Origin of the sequence: Brevibacillus sp. HB2.2, assembly GCF_013284275.1 — a bacterium.
In the GTDB taxonomy this organism is placed as follows: domain Bacteria; phylum Bacillota; class Bacilli; order Brevibacillales; family Brevibacillaceae; genus Brevibacillus; species Brevibacillus brevis_D.
Map to the genome: position 1 here is coordinate 91,839 of NZ_JABSUV010000021.1, position 22,110 is coordinate 113,948.

Genomic DNA, 22,110 nt, shown 5'->3' on the forward strand with positions numbered 1-22,110 from the left:
TGTAAAAGAAAGGGCCGGAACGCCTGGGAAAAGGAGGGCGCGAGATGTTTCATCCGCTTGTTTTTGACAATATCAGGGTTGTGTTGGAAGGTGCGGTATACGACCGGGACTTCGAAGGGGCAATCACGATTACGAACCGCTCGGATGTCATGGATATGGCTACGTTCCATCGACAGTTTCAGATCGAGTTCAAACTGGCTGATCAACATGAGCATACCACAGCTGTCCGTGCTGAGATGCAGCTTCGTACTCAGTTAGCTGATATTGCGGCCGAGCAGCTAGAACAGCCATTGACGGATCATATCGGATGTACGATTTGCATCCATTTTTTCTTGCAGATGGAAAATTACAGAGATGTGCCCGCCGAAGCGAGAGAAATCACATCGATTCTCAATGACATCTGGGGGCAGCGACCGTATATTACGCAGAAAGTATCGGCTAAGCTAGAAGAGCATCGAATCGATTGGCCGCCGAAGCAAATAACCAATCAGGTGACGCTGGACTTTCATCGGAAAATCGATGAAGGCAACATCGATGACTTGAACGAATTAATCGATCATACGGTTCAGTCACTTCAAAAGCTACAGTTATACATGGATCAACAAGCAAAAAGGTAAGCGGACAGAACGGGGATTTACAAAAGGGCAGATGCGTATTATTATTTTGTTAACCTTATATTATTTTTAGTTAACAAAACGGAGGCTAGTACGCATGAGAAACGAACGCTTGAGATGGCTATTGCTCTCTGCCATCTTTGCTGCAATGACTGCGGTATTGTCGCAGGTGACGATTCCTTTGCCGTTGATTCCGATTACCGCGCAGACGTTAGCGGTAGGGCTGACGGCGACCATTTTGGGAAAACGATACGGGACACTTGCTTTGGTTATTTATGTTTTGCTCGGTGCAGTCGGATTGCCTGTATTCAGCGAGGCAAAAGGCGGATTGCAAATATTGGTCGGAAAATCCGGCGGGTACATATTTGGGTTTATTGCAACCGCTTATGTGACTGGGCTCTACTTGGAGAAAACAAGATTCACCTTGAAAAACGCCATCATCGCCAATATCATTGGTATGTTTGTCGCACTCGCTTTTGGTGCTGTACAGCTCAAATACGTCATGGACATTCCATGGGATAAAGCTGTCGCTTTTGGTGTAACGCCTTTCCTCATTGTAGGGGTTGTCAAAGCTGTTCTGGCTTCTCTGATTGGCATCAAGGTACGCGAGCGACTGATTGCTTCTCGCCTGTTGCGTACAGATCAGCCTGTTACACGATAAACAAAATGATTTCGTCAGCCACCCGAAGTTCGGGTGGTTTTTTTTCGCATAATCTCCTAAACGTGCCGGATACTATCGGTAGGATTTTGCATGTAAAAAGGAGGAGACGCATGAATATCACGACCACTGGCCCAAAAGGTCTTCCAATCTCAGGGAACTTGATGGCATTTCGCCGATCGCCGCTTCAGTTCATCCGCGACGCGGCAGAAGAGCATGGAGAAGTCGTTCATTTTCGCTTCGGTCCTTCCCGCCATATTTATCTGTTAACGAATCCAGATCACATCAAAGAGGTTTTGGTCAGCAAACAGGCGCATTTTCGAAAAGGGAAAGGACTACAGGTTGCCCGAGCTGTTGTAGGAGATGGAATTCTTACCAGTGAAGGAAAAAAGCATTTGCGACAACGGCGACTTATGCAGCCAGCTTTTCATCGAGATCGCATCGCCACCTACGGAGACGTGATGGTCCGGCAAGCAGTTGATCTCATGTCGGATTGGAAAACCGGGGAGCTGCGCGATATTCACTCGGACATGATGAAAGTAACCCTTGCGATCATTACGGAGACGATGTTTGGCAAAACCGTCAAGGAAGGCGCCGATCAGATTGGACATGCCATCGATGTCGGTTTGAAATATGTGGCAAACAAAGGCTCCTCGTTTATCGACATTCCGTTGTCCGTACCTACTAAAAGCAATCGGGAGTTCCTAGAGTCGAGTGAGCTGCTGGACAAAACGATCTACTCCTTGATCGAAGCGCGGCGTAATAGCCAAGGAGAAGAGCACAAGGACTTGTTGGGAATGCTTTTGGCTGCGCGTGATGAGGATGATGGGGAGGGAATGACAGACGAGCAGGTGCGTGACGAGGTCATGACCATTTTTGTAGCTGGCCATGAGACGACTGCGAATACCATGTCGTGGATTTTCTATTTGCTGGCTACTCATCCCGAGGTGGAGAAAAAGCTACATGACGAGCTGTCGACGGTGCTGTGTGATAAGCTGCCGACAGTCGAAGATCTTCCGCAGCTGAAGTATACGAATCTCATAGTACAGGAAACGCTGAGGCTCTATCCTGCGGCTTGGACGATTAACCGGGAAGTGGTAGATGAGGTTGAGATCGGCGGTCACACGTACAAGCCTGGGGAAACACTGATGATGAGCCAATATGTCATGCACCGTGACCCACGCTATTATGAGCAGGCTGAAGAATTCATTCCAGAGCGTTTTGACAGCGACCTCTTAAAAAGAAATCCGGCCTATGCTTATTTCCCGTTTGGCGGCGGGCCGCGTGTTTGTATTGGGAATAACTTTGCTTTGATGGAGGCAGCTTTGCTACTGGCGACGATTGCACAGCGATATCGACTACGACTGGCTGAACCGAACCAGACAGTGGAGCCCGAGCCGTTGGTCACCTTGCGTCCCAAGAACGGACTGCCGATGCGTTTGGAGAAGAGATAGAAAAAAATGGAAGTTAGGGGCAAAAAAAGAGGCATCTTATCACTACGGTTTCGCCGATTGTGTCAGATACCGAACTGGGGGTTATTTATCACTGAAAGCAACATGCTTACAAAAATGATTTTACAAGTAAAATATAAAGAAATAATTAACTGAGAATAAATCTATATAAAGTAAGGGTAGCTTGAGAAAGCTACCCGTGGAAGAAGGGGATGGTGAAGGAGAAACTGCTTCCCATTCCCAATTCACTGTTTACCATCAGATCTCCGCCGTGAAGCCGGACGATGCTCTTACAAATCGTTAAGCCTAAGCCTGTACCTCCACTGTTGCGATTTCGTGATTTTTCCGCCCGATAAAACTTGGTGAAAATCTTCGTCAAGTCTTCAGCGGCGATTCCTTCTCCTTTGTCGATTACAGTAAAAAGGACATGTCCTTCTCGCTGATCACAAGTAAGGTAAATGGAGCCATCCGGTTTGTTGTAGTGAATGGCGTTGTTCAACAAATTTTCCATGACACGGCGCAGCTTAGTCTCATCCGCTTCGATGTGTAGTTCATTGGAGATTCGCAGCTTCCATTGAAACGTGAGGCCTGCCTCTTTGATTCTTGGCAAATAGTCCTCAATGATTCCTCGCAAGAAGCTTTTGACATGAATGCGGTTAATACTGAGTCGAACTTCGGAGCTTTGCGTGGTGAAGTCCTGCAGCTCATCCAGCAGCTTTTCCAAGTCCGTCGTTTTTAGCTCGATCTTGCCCATCTGTTTCTGTATTTTGGTCATATCCGTCACGCGACCAGAGCCGATGTATGAGGCATACCCTTTGATCGTGGTGAGAGGTGTACGGAAGTCGTGGGCGATCGAAGCAATCATTTCAGCCTGTCTTTCTTCCGCTAAGCGAAGCTCATCCACCATTTCCCCGAAATATCGAAAGAGTTGCCCAAATTCATCATGCGATCGATACGTAAATGTGACCAGCCGCTTCCCTTCCTGGATTTCTTGGGTGACGCGCGATAATTCGTTAACCGGCCGTAGTATCCAGCGAACGAACAAAGCGAGCAGAACCAATCCTACCAGACTAATGCTTCCGTAAATAAACCAAAGCATCATGGAAACCCCTGTCGTAGCCATCATGTCGTAATCATCCGTGTAGAAATAAACAACAATCTCCCCTGTACGCGGTGGCTCCTGCTGAAAATGGTACTCAGCCACCACTTTGAGGTCATTTTGCTTAGCAGAATCGCCACGGCTTGATGAGGAGGGGGAAGGCATTTTTAAATTATAGGCGCTTGATGTTTTGCTGTAGATAGTGTTTCCATTGGCATCCTTCACGAGCATGCGGTACATCACGTCGTCTGGCAACTGCTTCTCAAGCTCCATGCGTTCGATTGGGTCCTTGAAATTACTGACGAGAAGCAGTTGATTGAGCATGACCTTCTCTGCGGCTTCCTTCTCAGCCTGGTACTGATTATGCCGGTCATTTTTGAGTTGAGCGACAATAATGTCTTGAAAAACAAATTTAAACAACAAAATGTTGAGTGTGAGCAAGGCAATGAAGGAGAGAAAAATTTTATTGCGCAAGCTCATTTAAAGCTTCTCCCCGATAAAAACGTAGCCTGTCCCCCATTGTGTTTTAATGAATTGACGTTCTGTTTCCAGCTTCTCACGGAGGTTTTTAATATGGACCGTCACTGTATTGAGCGAGCCATAACCATATCCCCAAACACGGTCATAAATTTGCTCTCTTGTAAAGACGATGCCCGCATTTTCTGCGAGGAAGGTGAGTAGTTGGAATTCCTTGGTAGAGAGCTCGATCTTTTGGTTACATACGTATACGGAATACGTTTCTTTATGAATTTCCAAGTCCTTGAATTTCAAAACCGTAATTGGAGAAGAGGCTGTTTCCTTCTCAGGCTGCTCTTCGGTATGCTTGCGAATGCGCTCATAGCGACGAAGGTGGGCACGAATGCGAGCGAGTAGCTCTTCTGTATCAAAAGGCTTCGTGATGTAATCGTCTGCGCCGATTTCGAAGCCGACTACCTTATCTACCGCTTTTCCTTTTGCACTGAGAAACAGTATAGGTAAATCCCACTCACGGCGAATTTGAGAGCAGAGCTCGTAGCCACTCATGTTGGGCATCATAATATCCAAAAGGATCAGGTTGGGACGCTCACCTTGGCTGAGCAACGAGAGTGCATCTTCTCCGCTTTCAGCAGAGGAAACGCTGAAGCCCTCGTTCTCCAAAATGTCTTCTAGCAGTTCAATAATCTCCAGATTGTCATCGACAATTAAAATGTGATCTTTCACCGGAACAACCCCCAGTTACTTCTATTAATAAGGAATACCATTCAAAGAATGGGTCTTGTCTATCATAACATGCTTTGCCCCTATCAGGGGAAGAAACCCCGTAAGTTATTAAGTTGTTCTAATATGTGAGGGTACCTCTTTAGACCAGGTACTAAATTTCGTCAGAAAAAGCCAGAGACGTAGTGTCCCTGGCTTTTATTATTTTGCCGAATGACTATTTTTTAGCTGGTTTTTCCGGCAACGATGCAGCTTGCACCGCTTTTTCCTTATTCGGAGTTTCTGCTTTCGCTAGAACAGGAGCACTGAGACGCTTGGCGCCTACATAACGCTTGCTCCAGTAGTATGGATCGTTCAACTTGGTGTTGACGACTCCACGACCAGATTCCGAGTGCACGAATGTGCCGTCTCCGATGTAGATACCCACGTGAGAAATGCTGCGACCGTTCGTATTGAAGAATACGAGATCGCCTGGTTGCAAATCTTTTCTGTCTACCTCTGTACCTAACTCGTACTGGGAAGCAGAATTGTGAGGCAGGTCTACACCTAACGCATCAAATACGTAGCGCGTGAAACCGGAGCAGTCAAAGCCCTTTTTGGACGAGCCGGAAGATTTGTAAGGGGTACCGTACAAGTCACTGACAACTTCATGGAGAGTATTCTCCTCAGCAGCCTGTGCAGCGCCTGCCCCCATAGTAAGTAATCCAGCCATAAATAAAGATAAAACCATCTTGCGCAAAAGAAACTGCTCCCTTCGTGAGCCTACGAGGTTAGCTGAAGGGTTCGGTCGAAAGGACGCCCTAGGCTGCTAGGAGTAGCAACCATTCACCCCAAAAACGTGGTTCCCCCGTTTCCGCTAAGCGGAATTCGGCTATTTTTCGATGTTTTTTTACACGCACTCTTACGAAGATTCTACGCCAATCCTTTTTTTCCTTCTTTTTATCTGTTCATTCACATATTCGTCACAAAGATAGCGTCAAATGCTGTAACGTTTTCGTTCGACAGTGCAAGCCGCCTTTCGACGTGGGCTTATTCCTGCCTTGCGGGAGAGCTCGTCCGATTAAGGCAGGAAAATGTCTCCGTCCAAGGACGGAGGGAAAAACCAACCGCACGCCCGTTATGGGAAGCCTATACCGAGGGCTACAATAAGGGCATAACGTTCCACAAGCACCACATGCAAAACGAATGGAGGTAAGCGAGTAATGAGCGAACGGTCTGGCAAAGTACTACTCGGGCTGGTTCTGCTGCTAGTCGGTGGGTTGGTTCTTCTCGATCTGGTTGGTATCGATATCGGAGACTTGCTCGGGTTTATCATTCCCGGCGTGATCATGATATACGGTGCCAAAAAGATCATGGGACAAACCGGTTCACGATTTTGGGGAATCCTGGTCTTCCTATTCGGGTTCCTGATGTTGATTGGCAAGCTTGACCTACTGTTTCACGCGCTTCTGGCCATTGGGGTGATTTATCTGGGATATCGCTTACTGCGTCCCAGCCAAGAACCTAAACAAGCGCCACCTGCTTGGGAGCGTGAATGGGCCCAAAAAGTATTAAAGGAAGATACGCTGGACACTTGGGAGAGAGATGTAAGAAGACGCCCACAGTAACGCCAATGTCGCAAGAGTCTTTTGGATGAACAATATGATGTGATATGATGAGGAGGAAAAAATAATGAGTATCTTTAAACGTTTGCGTGACCTGACAGTAGCTTCGGTAAATGATGCATTGGATTCGATGGAAGATCCGGTAGTAATGCTGAATCAATATATGCGTGACATGGAAGTAGAAATCGGACAAGTTGAAGTAGCGGTTGCCCGTCAGGTTGCACTGGAAAAGAAATTCCGCCAGCAATTGGACGAAGCCAATGCTTTGATCGAAAAACGTGATCGCCAAGTCAAGCTCGCCTTGACTGAAGGAGAAGACGAGTTGGCTCGTCGAGCACTCGCTGACAAGAAGCAGTACGAAGGCCGTGCAGCGGAATATGAAACTCTCTACCTGTCAGCATCCGAGTCAGCTACGCAAATGCGCGAGAAGCTGGCTGAGCTGAAGGAAGAGTTCTATAAAATGCGTGCGAAAAAGTTCACACTGATGGCACGTGCACAAGTAGCTCGTACACAAAAGCAAGTCAATCAAGCAGTTGTCGGTATCGGCAATCAGTCCGCAGGCCGTGGCTTCGCTCGCATGGAAGAGAAAGTCATGCGCATGGAAGCAGAAGCGCAAATGAGCGGGCAATGGCGCCAAACGAACCGCGCTTGGGAGAACGCTCTGTCTGAACTGGAAAAGGATGATCTCGATGCAGAACTTGCCAGCATCAAAGCATCCATTAAGGAAGTAAAAACACCGGTAGCCAAACCAGTACAATCCTAATTCAACAGGAACTGGGGGACAAGGTGTAGAATAGATTGTGTCAATTCGGCAGCCTGTGTACATCAGGCTGCTTTTCCCCTAGGAGGTACGATTCTTGCAGGACTTCTTGGTCTTTTTGCGGCGGTTTATCGCTGAGCCTGGACGCGTCGGTAGTATCATCCCCAGCTCTCGTTTTTTATGTGAGCAAATGTTGAAAAGCGTCGATTGGGCTTCAACCGATGTGATCCTGGAGCTGGGACCTGGTACAGGGGCATTTACCCAAACGATCTATCAGCGCTTGCATCCCGGCACACAGTACGTGCTCGTGGAACGAGATTCCCAATTTCGCTCTATGCTTCAATCACGTTTTCCCGATCTTGCTATCAGGGAGGAAGCGACTAAACTTAGGTCTTACTTGGAGGAGCAGGACCTTGCAGGTGCAGATGTCATTATCTCAGGTCTGCCATTCGCCAATTTTCCACAAGAGCTGCGGGCAGCAATTCTGGACGAAGTTCAATCTGTACTGAAGCCAGGGGGCCTATTTATTACATTCCAATATTCGCTACAACTCCAAGCTGAGTTGCAGGATCGTTTTCCCTGGGTCAAGATCGACTTTACCCTGTTGAACATTCCGCCTGCATTCATCTATACATGTCGTAATGGACAAAGTGAAAACGATCAGCGTGGGGCGTGAGAGAGGAGACTTTTGTGAAACTGTCCCGTTTACACAAAATGTTGGCTGGTGTCCTGATTATTTTTACGGGAATCGGTCTTTTGTTAGACAGTTTGGGTATCATATCGTTCGGTCTGTTTGATTTGTGGCCGATGGTGCTTATTTATTTTGGCCTTCGTTTGTGGGGGAATAAAAATCGGATTGGCGGAGGGATTCTATTCTCTCTTGGGACCATCATCGCGACGGATATGTGGTTCGGTGTCGGAATTGATGATTTGTTCCAGATTGCAGTACCAATCGTGTTTATTTATTTCGGCTTTCAGTTGATTCGGGGCAAGAACAGCAAACGAGATCAGCGTGTGAATCAACCATTGGGAGAGAGTGGGATCCCATCTGCTGCGGAGACGATTTTGACTAGTGATGCGAGTGTCCCGAATGACGTGAACGTTTCAACAGCGGAACGCCCTTGGCAAGACAACTGGAACAAATGGAAGCATGTTGGTGGCAAAATTCCTCATCACGAAAAAATGTCTTCATCACCTGACGACATGTTGCCAAAAGATTCCCGCAGTTCTCTGATTGGGGATTATCACCTGACTTCCGGGCGTTTTGAACTGAGTTACTTGCATGTCTGGCATGGAATCGGGGATGTTGTGATTGATCTTTCTCGGGCAGTGTTGATGCGGGATGAGGCGTTTCTTGTCGTAGAGGGCTGGGTAGGCGATGTGACGATTTATGTGCCTATCGATCTTCCTGTATCGGTAACGGCAGGCTTGAGTATTGGTGACCTGGAGGTGCTAAGCCACCGGCAGGGAGGTATCAATCGCAGTGTTAAGATTCGTTCTGATCAGTATGATGAAGCATTGCAAAAAGTAAACTTGCATATCTCGCTGCTTGTCGGCGATATAAAAGTCAAGTACATCTAGGAGGTACTGGCGGATGCGTCGACAGCGATTGGCAAGTATTCAGTGGCAATACGTGCGCTATGGCATGTTACTGGCCGTCAGTGCAATTACTGCCGCGTTTATTTGTTTCTTTTGGCTATACTTTTTATGGAAAGATCACCCCGGGATTCATCGGTGGTACAACGAAATAATTAGCGACCGCAACCTCGTGAAGTGGCTGGCAGAATATATAGGCATCAATCTGCCTACCGATCCAGAGGGCTTGATTCAGCTTGCTGCTTTTGTTGTTTCTTTGCCGGCAGGTGTCTTAGTGGCATTGATCATTTCCTATATCATCGGCAATTTGTTGAAAAAGAGACTCAGTGTACTGTGGGAAGCTGCTATGAAGCTTGGACGCGGGATGCTGTCATATCGGGTTCCCGAATTGGGCGTTGATGAAGTCGGCGAATTAGGATGGCAGATCAATCGCTTGGCTTCGCAATGGGAAGAGCAAGTAGCATCTTTGCAGCGGTTGTCGAACCACAATGCGGCTCTCGCAGAGCAATTGAAGCATGCAGCAGTAACTGAGGAGCGACAGAGATTGGCGAGAGAACTGCATGACGCAGTCAGCCAGCAGCTGTTCGCCATCGCCATGACGACTGCGGCGATGAAGCGGCTTGTAGAAAAAAATCCTCAGCGTGCAGCCCAACAGATTGAATTGGTCGAAGAGATGGCAGCAGCTGCACAAGCAGAGATGAGGGCGTTGCTCTTGCACCTTCGCCCGGCTACGTTACAAAACAAGTCATTGAAAGAAGCTATTCTGGAACTTTTAGATGAGCTGACGCGTAAAAATACCATGCAGCTGACTTGGGAGATCGAAGACGTCGAAGGCTTGCCGAGTGGAATTGAGGATCATTTGTTCCGTATTTTGCAGGAGTCCTTGTCCAATACATTGCGGCATGCCAGAGCTACCCAGATTGCAGTGAAGCTATTTACACTGCAAGAGCAGGTTCGCCTGCGAGTAACGGATGACGGTGTTGGTTTTGATCCGGATGGGGAGAAGATGACGTCCTACGGTTTGCGCAGCATGCAAGAGCGCGTAGCAGAGGTTGGAGGCTCCATGGAGATTTACTCGGCGATTGGGAAGGGGACGCAAATTGAGGTGCGTATTCCTATAGTGTTACAGACGGAACGGGAAGGGTGAAGGCTCGGTGATTCGGGTACTACTGGTAGATGATCACGAAATGGTTAGGATGGGTCTGGCTGCTTATTTGTCTACAGAGGACGATATTGAAGTCGTAGCAGAGGCAGGCAGTGGGGAAGAAGGCGTGCGAATGACGCAAGAACTGCTCCCAGATGTCGTTCTGATGGATTTGGTCATGGAAGGCATCGGCGGTGTGGAAGCGACACGACGTATTCGTGAAAGCTGCCCTTCCAGTAAGGTTATTGTCTTGACTAGCTTTATTGATGACGAAAAGGTATATCCGGTCATTGAAGCGGGGGCATTCAGCTACTTGTTAAAGACTTCGCGTGCAGCCGAAATTGCAAAAGCAATTCGCTCTGCTGCCGCGGGTGAGCCAGTTCTGGAATCGAGGGTAGCAGGAAAAATCATGGCCCGTTTCCGTCACGGTCAAGAGTCTCATCCTCATGAACAGCTGACGCCGCGCGAGTTGGAGGTTTTGAAGCTGATCGGTCAGGGCAAGTCCAACCAAGAAATTGCTGATGAGCTGATTATCGGGATCAAAACAGTCAAGACTCATGTCAGCAACATTCTTGCCAAGCTGAACGTGGAGGATCGCACGCAAGCGGCCATTTATGTGCATACACATAGCTTAGGTTAATCACATAGCATCATCTTTAAGTAAACGCGCCAAATAGCTCCTCAGCAAACAGGGGCTTTTTCGCGCGTTTACTTGTTTAAACCGTTTTCTTGTGTGCAAACCGTGAGTTTTTTTCGTAGATGTGGTAAAGATAGTAAGTAACGAATGAGAGATTACGGAAAGGAGGGACGGGCTATGAGGCACAAACCTCAAACACGCTCCAAGGTGCTTTCGGCTGACAATGGTGTGGATATCGTTGGGGATGTTCACGGCTGTTACGACGAATTTATAGAATTGCTCAAACGCTTGGGATATGAACGAGCCCCAGACGGTACATATCGCCATCCCCACGGCCGAAAGCTCCTTTCCCTCGGTGATATCACGAGTCGTGGACCTTACTCAATCAAAATGCTGCAATTTTTTCACCAGCATGTCACGGCAGGCCTGGCTGAAATGGTAGATAGTAACCACGGGTGGAAAGTAGCCCGCTGGTTGGATGGCAGACCAGTGACATTGGCTCACGGAGATGAAAAGGTAGAAGAGGAGATTCGGTTGTATCAGCAAGAATACGGACCGAAGAAGGCCTCTTTGCTGCGCGAGCAGAGCCGTAGATTACTATTTTCTTCTCCTTCGCACATGATCATCAAACAAAATGAAAAAATAGTAGTGGTCGCCGTTCATGCGGGGATTCGCGATGATTACATAGGGATGGATTCGCCTGCGGTCTACACGTTTTGCCGATATGGCGATGTAGCAGGGACGGGGCCGGATGGGCGCCCGATCCGCAGAGAATGGGCAAAAGAACGAAAGGTGACTTCGCCTATCATCGTATGGGGACATGATCCGCATCCAGAACCAAAACGAAAAAATGGCACCATCAACATCGACCAAGGATGTGTGTTCGGCGGAAAGTTAACCGCCTACCGCTATCCAGAGGACGAATTGGTGAGTGTGCCAGCAAAAAGAAACTATTCGGGTTTAACGGATACGCCGCTGACCCGTTTTAAGGCAGATGATTAAACGGAGACGTGATGTTACGGTTTGAGCTTTTCGAATAAACGCTTCAGGATGACAGCATGTGCCCAGAGCGGCAGAGGTTGGTCAGGCTGCTGACGCCATTGTTCGTCTGTCAAAAAGCCTTGATCATACAGCCAGTTGACGGCTTCCTGCTTCCAGTCAGCGCCGTTTCCGGGAGAAGTAGTGGGAGCAAGGGTAGGTGCTGTAGTAGGTTTTGGAGTTGAAGTAGGAGTCGCAGTCGCAGGGGGCTGGTAGGGAAGTTTAGCGTATGTGCAAAATGCCCGGACTACCCCTTCCGCGAGATCTCGCCAATCCTGCTGCAGTTTATTTGCGTCCAACGCATTGTCGGCAAAGCCATACTCGACGATGACCGTCTCGACGCTACCAGTCTCCCGGTGCATGAAGTAGTAATCGAGTCGCGGATTATCTGGCAGTGTCCGCGTAAAAATGCGCCGATTTGGCATCCCTTCCGCTGTCAGGGCATCCTGGATCAATTGGGGAAAGGTTGGGGAGCCATAAATCGAGTAAATGACCTCGGAGCCCCGGCCGCCACCTGAGTTAATATGGTTGGATATGCAGTAGCGAGCACTACTGTTTCGAACCAGAGCAGTCCGAGCCTCACTTGTTAGAGTCACATCGGTTGTCCGTGTGATCGCGACAGGAATATTTAGAGCCAAAAAGCGATTATATTGGTAAAGCGATATTTGCAAATTCATATCTTTCTCGGTAAATTGCGTGTTGTTACCTCCGCCTGGATCGCTGCCACCGTGTCCAGCGTCCAGAATCACAATTGGAGTCATGGTTGTTTCACCTCTTGCTATTAGAATATGCTTGAGACAAGGATGTTGTTGAGGGCAGTGTTCTCATTTTCCAAGTTTTCTAATCACAATTTACAGAAGATAGCCCAACTATGGTACAATAAAAGAGTTCATAATTACGTATAGAGGATGGTAATGTATTGATGGCTTGGTACAACTGGGTAATTCCAATTGTTACATTGTTAATCGGTCTCGCTGGTGGATTTTATGGAGGGACTTATTTATTGAAAAAACAAATGTCCAACATGCAAATGGACGACAAGCAGCTTCAAGCCATGGCCCGCTCAATGGGGATGAATCTAAATCAAAAGCAGCTCAAACAAATGAGTCGTACGATGAAAAACATGAAAATGCCAAATAAATTCGGGAAGTAGCGTGAAAGGGAGTGTCGTTTGATGGGGGCGACCCGGCTGCGCTACACGATGATCGGTTTTATTGTCGGTGTGTTTATCGTGTACTTGAAAGACCTGCCGCTTGCTGAAGGAACTCGGTTTGCGGCCCCTTTTTACGGAGCGGGGATTGGACTGCTCATTGACGGCATTATTTTACGTATGAAAAAAAGAAAACAAGAGTAGGGGAAGAGCCTGGCGAAGGATGCCAGGCTTTTTTCTGTTGGAAAGGGGCTTATTTTTCAAGAGAATCAGCAAAATACTGGACGATAAAATCACAGAACTGGCGTGCTGCCAGGGAGAGGTATCTTTTTTCGTGCCGAATCATTTGAAAATGTCGCTGGCAGATTGGGTGTTTGATCGGAAGCATGACAAGGTGAGGGTCTTCCTCTCGACTGATACAGCCATAGAGGGCGATACCAAGACCTGCCCGGACCAGCTTTTGGATAGAGCCGGGATCATCTACCCGACAAGCGAATTTGGGGGTAATCCCCGCTTTTTGAAAGAACTGATCATACAGCATTTGGATGGGAAAGTCCTCCCGGTAGCCGATAAAGGACTCTTCAGCCAGCTCGCTTAGTTGAATGCTGGCTTGCTTGGCTAAGTGATGCGTGCGTGGGACAGCTACATGAATATCTTCTTTCAATACGGGCGTTGTCAAAATATCCGGTAGCTTGATCGGCAAATGCGTGAAGCAAATATCCACTTCGCCTGACTCCAAAAGGAGTGCCATTTCTTCCATGGTGGCTTGCGTGATCTGGAAATGCACATCGGGATGGTGTGCGAGAAACTTGCCCAACGGTTCTGATAATAGATCCAAGGTCGACGTTGCCAGATGAATACGACCATGCTCCATTCCGGCTAGATCCGATACGACTTTTTGACCTTCCTCTAACAAGTTCAGTGCTTTATCTACACGCTCCAAATATGCCTTCCCAAATGTATTTAGCCGAATACGTCCCCGCTCGCGATCAAATAACGGAACCCCGACATCCTCTTCCAACCGAGCAATGGTTTTGCTTAGAGCAGGCTGAGCAATCCGCAGCTCTTGGGCGGCTTTCGTCATATGCTGCCACTTGGCCACTGTTCGGAAATAGTGCAATTGCAACAATTCCATTCGATTCAACTCCATATACTCAGGTATATCAACTACATGTCAAAAGATATATTTTTGTTTATTTTAAAATCATTATAAACTACATCTAGCAAGGCCAACAATCACCTTCCCGGGAAGAAATCGGTGATAACGAGAGGTGTCTTTCCAATATGCAAACCGAACCACAACAACAATCTGCTGAAAAAGTTCTTCGCGTACTCGTGTTTACGCTCATGATTACGGTGATGAGTGCTACGATGTTCAATATCGTGTTACCGCAAATCAGGACGGAGTTTCATTTATCCTTTAGCCAAGTAAGCTGGGTGACGTCTGCCTTTTTGTTAATTTATGCGGTTGGAACCGTGATGTACGGAAAGCTAGCTGATTCCTACAAGCTCAAGCATTTGCTTGCATTCGGATTGATTTTATTTGCCATCGGCTCCGTTATCGGTTTTTTCGCCGATAATTATGGCATGGTGCTTTTTGGGAGAATTGTGCAGGCAGCAGGAGCTGCTGTTGTTCCGGCGACGTCTTCCATTATTCCGGTGCGTTATTTTCCCCCAGAGAGTAGGGGCCGAGCTCTAGGAATCTCCATGACAGGGATGGCAATCGGTAGCGCATTAGGTCCCGTTCTTTCCTCTTTGCTGGTCAGTCTGCTCGATTGGAGATGGCTGTTCTGCATGCCGTTGTTCACACTCTTTGCCGTGCCTTTTTTCCGTAAGTATTTGGAAGAGGAGGAGCGGGAAGCCGTCAAAATGGACTGGATCGGTGGTGGGCTTCTCGCCATAACGATTGCATTGCTTCTGCTAGCTATTACAAATCAGAGCTTGTTGCTCGCACTGGGGTGCATCCTCTCATTCCTTCTGTTCCTGGTAAGGATTCGGACGGCTGCAGAACCATTTATTCGCCCTGGTTTATTCCGGAGTAAACGCTATTCGCTCGGGCTGATCATTGCCTTTTTGATGATCGGGAGCGGCTATTCGTTCGCTTTTCTTAGTCCACAGTTGTTGGCCGATGTGAATCATCTGGCACCGGGGCTCATTGGCTTTGTCATGGTACCAGGAGCAATTGTGACCGCGTTCTTGGGGAAAAAGGCTGGGATTCTTGCAGATAAGAAAGGGAATTCGTATTTATTTTACACAGCGTCTGTGCTACTTTTAAGCAGCTTTGTCCTTTTCTCTTCCTTTGCGGGGGTTTCCCCGTTCTTCATTGCCGTTTTTCTGATTTTTGGCAATGTCGGATTATCGTTTATGATGATTTCGATGTCAAACGCAATCTCACAGTCGTTACCAAAGGAACAGATCGGCGTCGGGATGGGACTGTTGGCAATGCTGAACTTTATTGCAGGTGCACTTGCAGCTACCTTGTACGGCAAGTCGATTGATGGAGGAGCTGCTGTAAGCTGGAATCTGCTCAATAGCTATCCAGGAGCGTCGGTCTATAGCAATATTTACTCCACTTTAGTGCTCGTGATACTGGGTCTCGCTTGCCTTTATTACAGACAGTTCAGCCGCAGCTCGGTGAGAGAGCTCAATTAATTTGCTAATTAAAATTATTTTTATTGCTAGCCTCCATTGACAATCAGATATAAACCGAATAAAATTTCAAACAATAATAACAATAACGCGAAGAACGGGAACAGTAAGTGGACTGATCTGTTTAGAGAGCTGCGGGACGGTGCAACGCAGTCAGAGAAGCCAGTGAAGCTCGCCCGGGAGCGGCAGGACTGAACTAGATGTAGCGCTGCATCGAGTAGTAAGTTCTGACGGTTAACCTCCGTGATCGGGTTGTGCTGATCGACTAGGATTAGTACATGAGGTGGACTTCTGGCGAGTAGCTGGGGTCAACGAGAGTGGTACCGCGATAGACAAGGTCTGTCGTCTCTTCGATAGAGACGGCAGGCCTTTTTTGATTTTCACAACGACATAGAACAAACGCGAAGAACGGGAGCTAGTAAAGCGAATTTCTTGTCCAGAGAGCTGCGGGTAGGTGCGACGCAGTCAGGAAATGCTCGAATCTCACCCGGGAGCGGCAAGGTTGAAACCGTTCAGTAGACCTTGACGGATCGTCCCACGTCATCGGGACAGCGAGGTGGATTCTCTTCTGAAAAAAGAGGGGATCAACGAGAGTGGTACCGCGGCAGCGAAAAGCCTGTCGTCTCTTGTATATGGAGACGGTGGGCTTTTTTTATTACGAAAAAAACGACTAAAAATTGAGGAGGCATTACCATGACAAAACGAATCCATATTTTTGATACGACACTGCGTGACGGAGAGCAAGCGCCAGGAGCGTCTCTTTCGCCTGAGCAAAAAATCGTGATAGCAAAGCATTTGGCAGACCTCGGTGTGGATGTCATTGAACCGGGCTTTCCCATCTCCAGCCCTGGTGACTTCATGGCGGTGCAACGTATTTCGCAAGAGGTGCACGGCGTGGAAATCTGTGGCTTTGCTCGTGCGGTGAAAGAGGACATCGACGCTGCCGTTCGGGCTACACAAGCGGCAGAGCGTCGCAGACTCCACATGTTTCTGTCATCCTCCAGCATTCATCTGGACTTCCAACTCCGCAAGTCCAGAGAGCAGGTGATTAAGATCGCCCGCGAGATGATTGCGTACGGCAAACAGTTTGTAGACCGGTTCGAATTTTCGCCGATGGATGCGACTCGTACAGGTGATGAGTTCCTGTTTGAGATGATTGAGGCAGCGATTGAAGAAGGGGCAACCATTATCAACATCCCCGATACGGTAGGTTACGCGCTTCCGGAAGAGTACGGAGCTATGTTCACTCGTGTCATGAAAAACGTTCGTGGCAGCGACAAGGTAGAGTTCAGTGCACACTGCCACAATGACCTGGGACTCGCGGTTGCAAACAGTTTGGCTGCGATTCGTGCTGGGGTCACTCAAGTCGAAGTAACGGTCAACGGGGTCGGTGAGCGAGCAGGGAACTGCTCCTTGGAAGAGCTGGTGATGGCCATTGAGACGCGCAAAGAAGCACTGGATGCCGAGACTGGCATCAGACCGGAGCACATTTACACCACTTCACAAAAGGTGAGTCGTGCCATGAGCTTCCCGATTGCTTTCAACAAACCAATTGTCGGTCGCAATGCCTTTCAGCACGAAGCGGGAATTCATCAGGATGGTCTCTTAAAAGAGCGCAGCACCTACGAAATCATGGACCCGGAGAGCTTGGGCGTGCCTCGCAACATGATCATTCTCGGAAAACATTCCGGTCGCCATGCCATTAAGCACCGTGTAAATGAATTCGGGATACAGCTGACCGATGAGCAGATGGAGACACTGTACGTCCAATTTAAAGAGCTGGCTGACAAGCAAAAAGTTGTTCAGGATCATCAATTGCTTGAACTCGTGGGACATACCGTGAACGCCGTACTGGAGCCATTCACACTCGTAAATGCGCAAGTGCTCACCGGCACATCTGGACATCGCATGGCTTCCTGCACGATTACGAACAATGTGACAGGAGCAGAACAAGCATATTCTGGCACGGGAGAAGGACCTGTTGAGGCATTGGTGGCAGGCATCAAGCAGGCACTGCCGTTCGACGTGGAGTTTACGGACATGGAGCTGTATTCATTGTCGTCGGGAGAGCATGCGACAGGCGAAGCGATCGTGACGGTCAGCGCCAACGGAAGTCATTTTAAAGGAGTTGCCGAGCATCGAGATGTACTGATGGCGGTCGCGCAGGCGTTTATGGCAGCGAGCAATCAGGCGGTGCGTGATCATCAAGCAAAAGCTGTAACAGCCGGGGCTAGCTAAAAGCCAAAACATAAAAAGTCAGCCTGAAAACCTTGCTGTTTTATCACCATAGCAAGGTTTTTTTGTATGTTTGTAACCATAGTTTGACCGGGGAAACTGATTGTTTGGATAGTCGCTGTTCAGATGATTGTCTTTTTGTGGAGGAAACTGGAAATAAATTGTAACCTTTTGTAAGCTCGTGCGAATAATGCAAATGAGAAGCAGGAAACAAATCTGAGGAGGAAAGAATAGATGAAAAAATGGAATCGGGCAGTTATGTCAGTCATGGCGGCAACTCTTCTGACAGCCACGCCAGCATGGGCGGCTCAAGCTGAGAAAACTTCAGCCAGCCATACGGGAGTGGCGATGGATGCGACAGCGCAGGCCATGGCCCAAAAAACAATCGACAAGCTGTCAGAGCTACTGCCATATATAAAAGAGCTCACTGTTCAGAAAATGGACATAGGAGAAACAAGCGATGCTGTCATGGTAGAACGAAAAAAGGGAGACGGTAAAAAAACTCCCCGGATGGTCATTTTTCTGGACAAGAAGACAGGGGACATCGACAGCTTTGGTTATGAGACAGATGAACCGGATGACAAGGAGCTTCCGTTGGACGTCCAGAAGGAAAAAGCGGATGCATTTTTGAAAGCTTTACTGGGAGACGCGGCGAAGATGTACCAATATAATCCGCAAAAGTCAGAGCAATTGGGCTTTCCCGAATATCGGCAAGTCATAAACGGGGTTCCGCATCATGATGAAAAAATGCACCTGGGCCTGAATGAGAAAGGGGAGGTCGTCTCTCTGATCAGCAACGTTGGGCAGATCTCCAAGCAGATTGATCCTGCTTCCCTTCCGAAACCAGAAGAAGCGATGTCTTTAGAAGAGGCAGAAAAAGCAGTCGTAGGATTGATGACACCCGTTTATCGTTCGAATAAAGACCGCAGTGGCTTGATGTTGACGTATCAGGTCTCCTGGTCCGGATTCTTGGATGCCAAGTCAGGCAAATCAGTCGAGACCGAACATGCGAGATTTTACCGAGAACCCAATCTTTCAGCTCCTGCTATTCCAGTTTCGCCGCAGGGCCAAAAGTTGATTGCAAAGGATAAGGATGAAGCTGCGAGCCATTTGAAAAATCTTCTTGGCTTTGACACAACGGGAGCTACTTTTACTGAAAAGGTCCCCGAATATGAGCCACATGGGGATAGGAAGGAGTTTCAATGGAAAAAAGGGGATCAAGTCGCCACCGTACAGGTAAAAAACACGAATGGTCAAGTCGTTGCTCTGTATTTGGAAGACGATTCTAAAGAGCCCAGCAAGAAGGTATCCATCGAAGAAGCTCAAAAGACAGCCCTGCAAGTGCTACAAACTTATTTGCATACCGATACAAAAGCTGTGGTACTGGACAAGGATTTCCGCCTGAAGCAATCCGATCATTACCTCTTCAATTATTTCAACACGATAAATGGCATCCCGGTTGAGGATCAATCGTATACAGTTGAGATTAATAGTGAGACAGGCAAACTCATGGGCCTGTTTGGAGAATTCGATCCCAGCGCAGTCACCTATCCCGATCCAGCCAAGGCAGTCTCACCAGAGAAAGCTGCCAAAGAGTATCTGAAGCATCACCCATTGGAACTGATGTACTTTGCTCCGGTCATAGACCGCAAACGTTCGGAGTCCACGATGCTGGTTTACAAGCCACAAGAGAATGACGATGTGTTAGAGTACGTAGACGCCTTGACAGGGGAGTCTATCCAAAACCCAAGAAAGAAGAAATAAGGGAGTGCTGTGCTTGCTTTCAGTTAATGGAGCAAGCACACTTGTTTTGTGTAAAGGAGGGAAGCAGATGTATGGGAGCTATGAAGAGAGGATTCATGATCTTGTCGAAACCTATTATCAGGACATCTATTATTTCCTCTATCATTTTATTGGGAACAAAAACGACGCAGAAGATATCACCCAAGAAGTATTCACGCGGGTGTTGCAGGCATTGCCTCGGTATGACGGAAGAGTGCATGTAAAAACATGGATATTTTCCATTGCCAAGCATGCTGCCATTGATCTTTATCGACGCAAAAAATTTCAGAGAATATTCGGGGATATTTGGTTTAAGGAGCTTCCAGCCAAAGATGGCTTGCCAGAAGAGGTTTATATGGAAAAGGAGAGAGACCGCCAGCTTAGAGATACGATTCTCTCGCTTCCTCCCAAGTATCGCATGGTTGTGATTTTACGTTCTATTGAGGGGCACAGCGTGAAAGAGACAGCAGAGCTCCTGGGTATCTCTGAGTCCAAAGCCAAGGTAGACTATCATCGGGCCATCAAACTCATTCAACAAAAGATGGAGGAAAGGGAACGGAAGGAGGGGGGAGCACATGTATTGGAAAGACGGAGATACCCTACATGAGAGAATGAAAGAATTGAATCAATATGCTCCAAAACCGCAAATGGAAGCCAAGGAACGGCTAAGAGTAGCTTTGGCGGCAAAAGCAAGGAAAATGGATCAGCAGTCAATCGCCAGCAATCGAATGATCAAGAGTGTTCAGGCTGTTGCCTTTTTTCTGTTGGTTGCCTGGGGAGCTTCACTCGCTCTTCCTTCAACTGACGTAGAACCAAGGCACTCGTCACCAGAACAGTTGTCTCCTCCGAGTTTTGAACCGATGACTGTTACAAAAATAGATCCTGAAAATACCAAGGAAAGTGTACCGGTACCTCCTGCGGTTGGGGTAAAAAAAGAACAGATAGCGGGGCCAGAAAAACGAGTCACTGCAAAAGAGTCGAGAATAGGAGAGAAATCTCCTAAGGAGAGCACTGCTATGACAACAACGGCTCCCTACAGCAAAACGACCTCGACTACCCTGCATGACCAAGCAGCTGCCTATCTGGAGCAAATGGTTGGAGAGGATAGTCGCTCCTACCAGTTTGTAGATTCCTTGTCGGATACAAAGCAAAAGCAATTTGTCTTTGCGCGTACCGTAAACGGGATTCCGTTCATCAATGATCACTACATCGTGATGCTGGATGAAGCCAACAACGGAAAATCTGTACTTGCTAGCCAGATTCAGATAAGAGAACGAAATGAACAAACCTTTCCTGATCCATCCCGTACGATTTCTAAAGTAGAGGCGGAGTCCATTCTAGCCGACGTCATGTCGCTTTTCTATTCAGACACGCAGAACATCAGCTACAATCCTGACCTGATGGGTTTTGTAGATGCCAAAGATGGTCAATTGATTGGAGTCGAGAGGGAATATAACCAATTGCGTGGCAAGAATTACAAGGTGAGTGGCGTTGGAACGAGAATGATTGCTATGAATAAAGAAGAGGCCATGAGAATATTGGAAACGAATTTTGATTTCACGGTAGAAGGAGAAAGCTTGTGGAAAGTGGAGGGCGACCAAGGTACGACTACCTATCATTGGAAGGTGGGCAAGAACAGTTCTGTTTCTCTTCAGGCGAATGATTTGACAGGTGAGGTCACTGGATTCGAGTATGTGAATCCACCAACATCTCCTTCTGCTGAAGCGAAGGATGCTACTGTTGTGACCGATACAGCCGTTTCATTCCTTCAAAAATATCTGGATTCCGAAATTACTGGGCTGCAAGTGATCAAAGTTGAACTCCATTCACCTACATACCGCATCTATTTCAAAGCTCTGTCTGGAAAAAAGCGTCCGGAGAATCATGTACAAGGATACACGGTTGACATCGATTCCAAAACCGGAAAGGTGATCGGCTTTCAGAAGGATTTATCCAGCAACACTTCAAGTGCGCAGACTGACGAGCAAGAGATGCAGCCAGAAAGAGCAGCGAGAGCCTACTTGAAAAACTATTCTGTACAGCTGGCTTATATATGGGTGAAAGGCCAAGAGACCCCTTCGCTAGTCTATGTGCCTTTGGAACCAAAGGCAATGGCGAGCTATCTTGATTAAACAAACGGTGCAGGATAAGAACGCGCCATTATCTCCATTGCCCGCATTTCATCACTGTTGTATGGCAATGGTTTACCATTCATGCATCGTTGAAAAAAGCCGTTGATTCGATCCTCAATTGTCAGTACCTTGTCAGAGCGGGCGATGTACTGCGGATCGACGGCGGTAACTCCTGTCAATGACGAGGTCGAATCCAGCCCGGCATTGCCATGGCAGCTTGAGTAGGAGAGTTTGTTATCACTTGCTTATGGCTGTAGTGGGGAGAAGAATATTTCCAGTCTAGGCTCCAGGCTCCGTCCTGCTGAGAGTTGGGACTGTCCGCTCCGAAGGGATTCACGGGGAAACGCAAAAGTGGTAGCCGCTA

22 protein-coding genes, 1 pseudogene, 1 riboswitch and 2 other annotated features are annotated in these 22,110 nt (G+C 47.8%); of the genes and pseudogenes, 17 read left to right on the forward strand and 6 right to left on the reverse strand.

Annotation, left to right across the window (positions count from 1 at the left end; translation table 11 throughout):
• Positions 1–44 precede the first annotated feature (44 nt).
• The 3 genes from HP401_RS16790 (at position 45) to HP401_RS16800 (ending at position 2,726) form a co-directional block, all read left to right on the forward strand.
• Positions 45–617 (forward strand): hypothetical protein, encoded by a 573-nt coding sequence (locus HP401_RS16790; protein ID WP_087342574.1) that lies wholly within the window; start codon positions 45–47, stop codon positions 615–617.
• A 94-nt stretch (positions 618–711) separates the two neighbouring features.
• Positions 712–1,275: a biotin transporter BioY gene (locus tag HP401_RS16795; protein WP_064203035.1), complete on the forward strand. Its 564-nt coding sequence runs from the start codon at positions 712–714 to the stop codon at positions 1,273–1,275.
• A gap of 110 nt (positions 1,276–1,385) precedes the next feature.
• The gene (locus HP401_RS16800) at positions 1,386–2,726 is read left to right on the forward strand and encodes a cytochrome P450 (protein ID WP_173605799.1); all 1,341 of its coding nucleotides are present in this window, start codon (positions 1,386–1,388) and stop codon (positions 2,724–2,726) included.
• Positions 2,727–2,916: 190 nt separating this feature from the next.
• Here HP401_RS16800 and HP401_RS16805 read toward each other — a convergent pair whose 3' ends face one another.
• The 3 genes from HP401_RS16805 to HP401_RS16815 form a co-directional block, all read right to left on the reverse strand.
• Positions 2,917–4,302 (reverse strand): sensor histidine kinase, encoded by a 1,386-nt coding sequence (locus HP401_RS16805; RefSeq protein WP_012684731.1) that lies wholly within the window; start codon positions 4,300–4,302, stop codon positions 2,917–2,919.
• The gene (locus HP401_RS16810; protein ID WP_012684732.1) at positions 4,303–5,022 is read right to left on the reverse strand and encodes a response regulator transcription factor; all 720 of its coding nucleotides are present in this window, start codon (positions 5,020–5,022) and stop codon (positions 4,303–4,305) included. It abuts the gene before it with no gap.
• Positions 5,023–5,236: 214 nt separating this feature from the next.
• Positions 5,237–5,758, reverse strand: coding sequence for a C40 family peptidase (locus tag HP401_RS16815; protein ID WP_173605800.1), 522 nt, complete (start codon positions 5,756–5,758; stop codon positions 5,237–5,239).
• 4 nt (positions 5,759–5,762) lie between these two features.
• Positions 5,763–5,902: riboswitch (cyclic di-AMP (ydaO/yuaA leader) on the reverse strand.
• Between the two features lie 319 nt (positions 5,903–6,221).
• Here HP401_RS16815 and HP401_RS16820 point away from each other — a divergent pair.
• The 7 genes from HP401_RS16820 to prpE all read left to right on the forward strand — a co-directional run bounded on the left by HP401_RS16820 (position 6,222) and on the right by prpE (position 11,762).
• On the forward strand, positions 6,222–6,626 hold the full coding sequence (locus HP401_RS16820; protein WP_012684734.1) for a LiaF transmembrane domain-containing protein: 405 nt from the start codon (positions 6,222–6,224) through the stop codon (positions 6,624–6,626).
• A gap of 64 nt (positions 6,627–6,690) precedes the next feature.
• Positions 6,691–7,386, forward strand: coding sequence for a PspA/IM30 family protein (locus HP401_RS16825; RefSeq protein WP_016742807.1), 696 nt, complete (start codon positions 6,691–6,693; stop codon positions 7,384–7,386).
• 94 nt (positions 7,387–7,480) lie between these two features.
• Positions 7,481–8,059 carry a class I SAM-dependent methyltransferase gene (locus HP401_RS16830; protein ID WP_173605801.1) on the forward strand — a complete coding sequence of 193 codons (579 nt, stop codon included), beginning with the start codon at positions 7,481–7,483 and terminating at the stop codon, positions 8,057–8,059.
• Between the two features lie 14 nt (positions 8,060–8,073).
• Positions 8,074–8,964, forward strand: a complete 891-nt coding sequence (liaF, locus tag HP401_RS16835; RefSeq protein WP_173605802.1) for a cell wall-active antibiotics response protein LiaF — start codon at positions 8,074–8,076, stop codon at positions 8,962–8,964.
• A gap of 13 nt (positions 8,965–8,977) precedes the next feature.
• A complete protein-coding gene (locus HP401_RS16840; protein ID WP_012684738.1) occupies positions 8,978–10,126 on the forward strand; it encodes a HAMP domain-containing sensor histidine kinase in 1,149 nt (382 codons plus the stop codon).
• Positions 10,127–10,133: 7 nt separating this feature from the next.
• On the forward strand, positions 10,134–10,763 hold the full coding sequence (locus tag HP401_RS16845; protein WP_016742803.1) for a response regulator: 630 nt from the start codon (positions 10,134–10,136) through the stop codon (positions 10,761–10,763).
• A 174-nt stretch (positions 10,764–10,937) separates the two neighbouring features.
• The gene (prpE, locus tag HP401_RS16850; protein ID WP_173605803.1) at positions 10,938–11,762 is read left to right on the forward strand and encodes a bis(5'-nucleosyl)-tetraphosphatase PrpE; all 825 of its coding nucleotides are present in this window, start codon (positions 10,938–10,940) and stop codon (positions 11,760–11,762) included.
• A 14-nt stretch (positions 11,763–11,776) separates the two neighbouring features.
• Here prpE and HP401_RS16855 read toward each other — a convergent pair whose 3' ends face one another.
• Entirely contained in the window at positions 11,777–12,559 is a 783-nt protein-coding gene (locus HP401_RS16855) for an N-acetylmuramoyl-L-alanine amidase family protein (RefSeq protein ID WP_173605804.1), read from the reverse strand.
• A 161-nt stretch (positions 12,560–12,720) separates the two neighbouring features.
• On the opposite strand from HP401_RS16855, the gene HP401_RS16860 reads away from it, so the two are divergent.
• Positions 12,721–12,951, forward strand: a complete 231-nt coding sequence (locus HP401_RS16860; protein ID WP_012684742.1) for a YneF family protein — start codon at positions 12,721–12,723, stop codon at positions 12,949–12,951.
• A gap of 21 nt (positions 12,952–12,972) precedes the next feature.
• Positions 12,973–13,152 carry a hypothetical protein gene (locus tag HP401_RS16865; RefSeq protein ID WP_012684743.1) on the forward strand — a complete coding sequence of 60 codons (180 nt, stop codon included), beginning with the start codon at positions 12,973–12,975 and terminating at the stop codon, positions 13,150–13,152.
• Positions 13,153–13,201: 49 nt separating this feature from the next.
• On the opposite strand, the gene HP401_RS16870 is transcribed toward HP401_RS16865, so the two are convergent.
• Positions 13,202–14,083: a LysR family transcriptional regulator gene (locus tag HP401_RS16870; RefSeq protein ID WP_173605805.1), complete on the reverse strand. Its 882-nt coding sequence runs from the start codon at positions 14,081–14,083 to the stop codon at positions 13,202–13,204.
• Between the two features lie 149 nt (positions 14,084–14,232).
• On the opposite strand from HP401_RS16870, the gene HP401_RS16875 reads away from it, so the two are divergent.
• The 5 genes from HP401_RS16875 to HP401_RS16895 all read left to right on the forward strand — a co-directional run bounded on the left by HP401_RS16875 (position 14,233) and on the right by HP401_RS16895 (position 21,746).
• Positions 14,233–15,600 (forward strand): MFS transporter, encoded by a 1,368-nt coding sequence (locus tag HP401_RS16875; RefSeq protein ID WP_173605806.1) that lies wholly within the window; start codon positions 14,233–14,235, stop codon positions 15,598–15,600.
• An 81-nt stretch (positions 15,601–15,681) separates the two neighbouring features.
• Positions 15,682–15,950 (forward strand) — a binding site (T-box leader).
• Positions 15,951–15,992: 42 nt separating this feature from the next.
• Positions 15,993–16,227, forward strand: a binding site (T-box leader).
• 63 nt (positions 16,228–16,290) lie between these two features.
• A complete protein-coding gene (locus tag HP401_RS16880) occupies positions 16,291–17,835 on the forward strand; it encodes a 2-isopropylmalate synthase (protein WP_173605807.1) in 1,545 nt (514 codons plus the stop codon).
• 231 nt (positions 17,836–18,066) lie between these two features.
• Positions 18,067–19,596: a YcdB/YcdC domain-containing protein gene (locus HP401_RS16885; protein WP_173605808.1), complete on the forward strand. Its 1,530-nt coding sequence runs from the start codon at positions 18,067–18,069 to the stop codon at positions 19,594–19,596.
• A gap of 67 nt (positions 19,597–19,663) precedes the next feature.
• The gene (locus HP401_RS16890; protein ID WP_173605809.1) at positions 19,664–20,221 is read left to right on the forward strand and encodes an RNA polymerase sigma factor; all 558 of its coding nucleotides are present in this window, start codon (positions 19,664–19,666) and stop codon (positions 20,219–20,221) included.
• Positions 20,190–21,746: a hypothetical protein gene (locus HP401_RS16895; protein ID WP_173605810.1), complete on the forward strand. Its 1,557-nt coding sequence runs from the start codon at positions 20,190–20,192 to the stop codon at positions 21,744–21,746. The genes HP401_RS16890 and HP401_RS16895 overlap by 32 nt, the downstream gene beginning before the upstream one ends.
• Here HP401_RS16895 and HP401_RS16900 read toward each other — a convergent pair.
• Positions 21,743–21,970: pseudogene (locus HP401_RS16900) on the reverse strand (c-type cytochrome); the annotation flags it as partial. The gene HP401_RS16895 and the pseudogene HP401_RS16900 sit on opposite strands and share 4 nt — an antisense overlap.
• Positions 21,971–22,110: the final 140 nt, after the last annotated feature.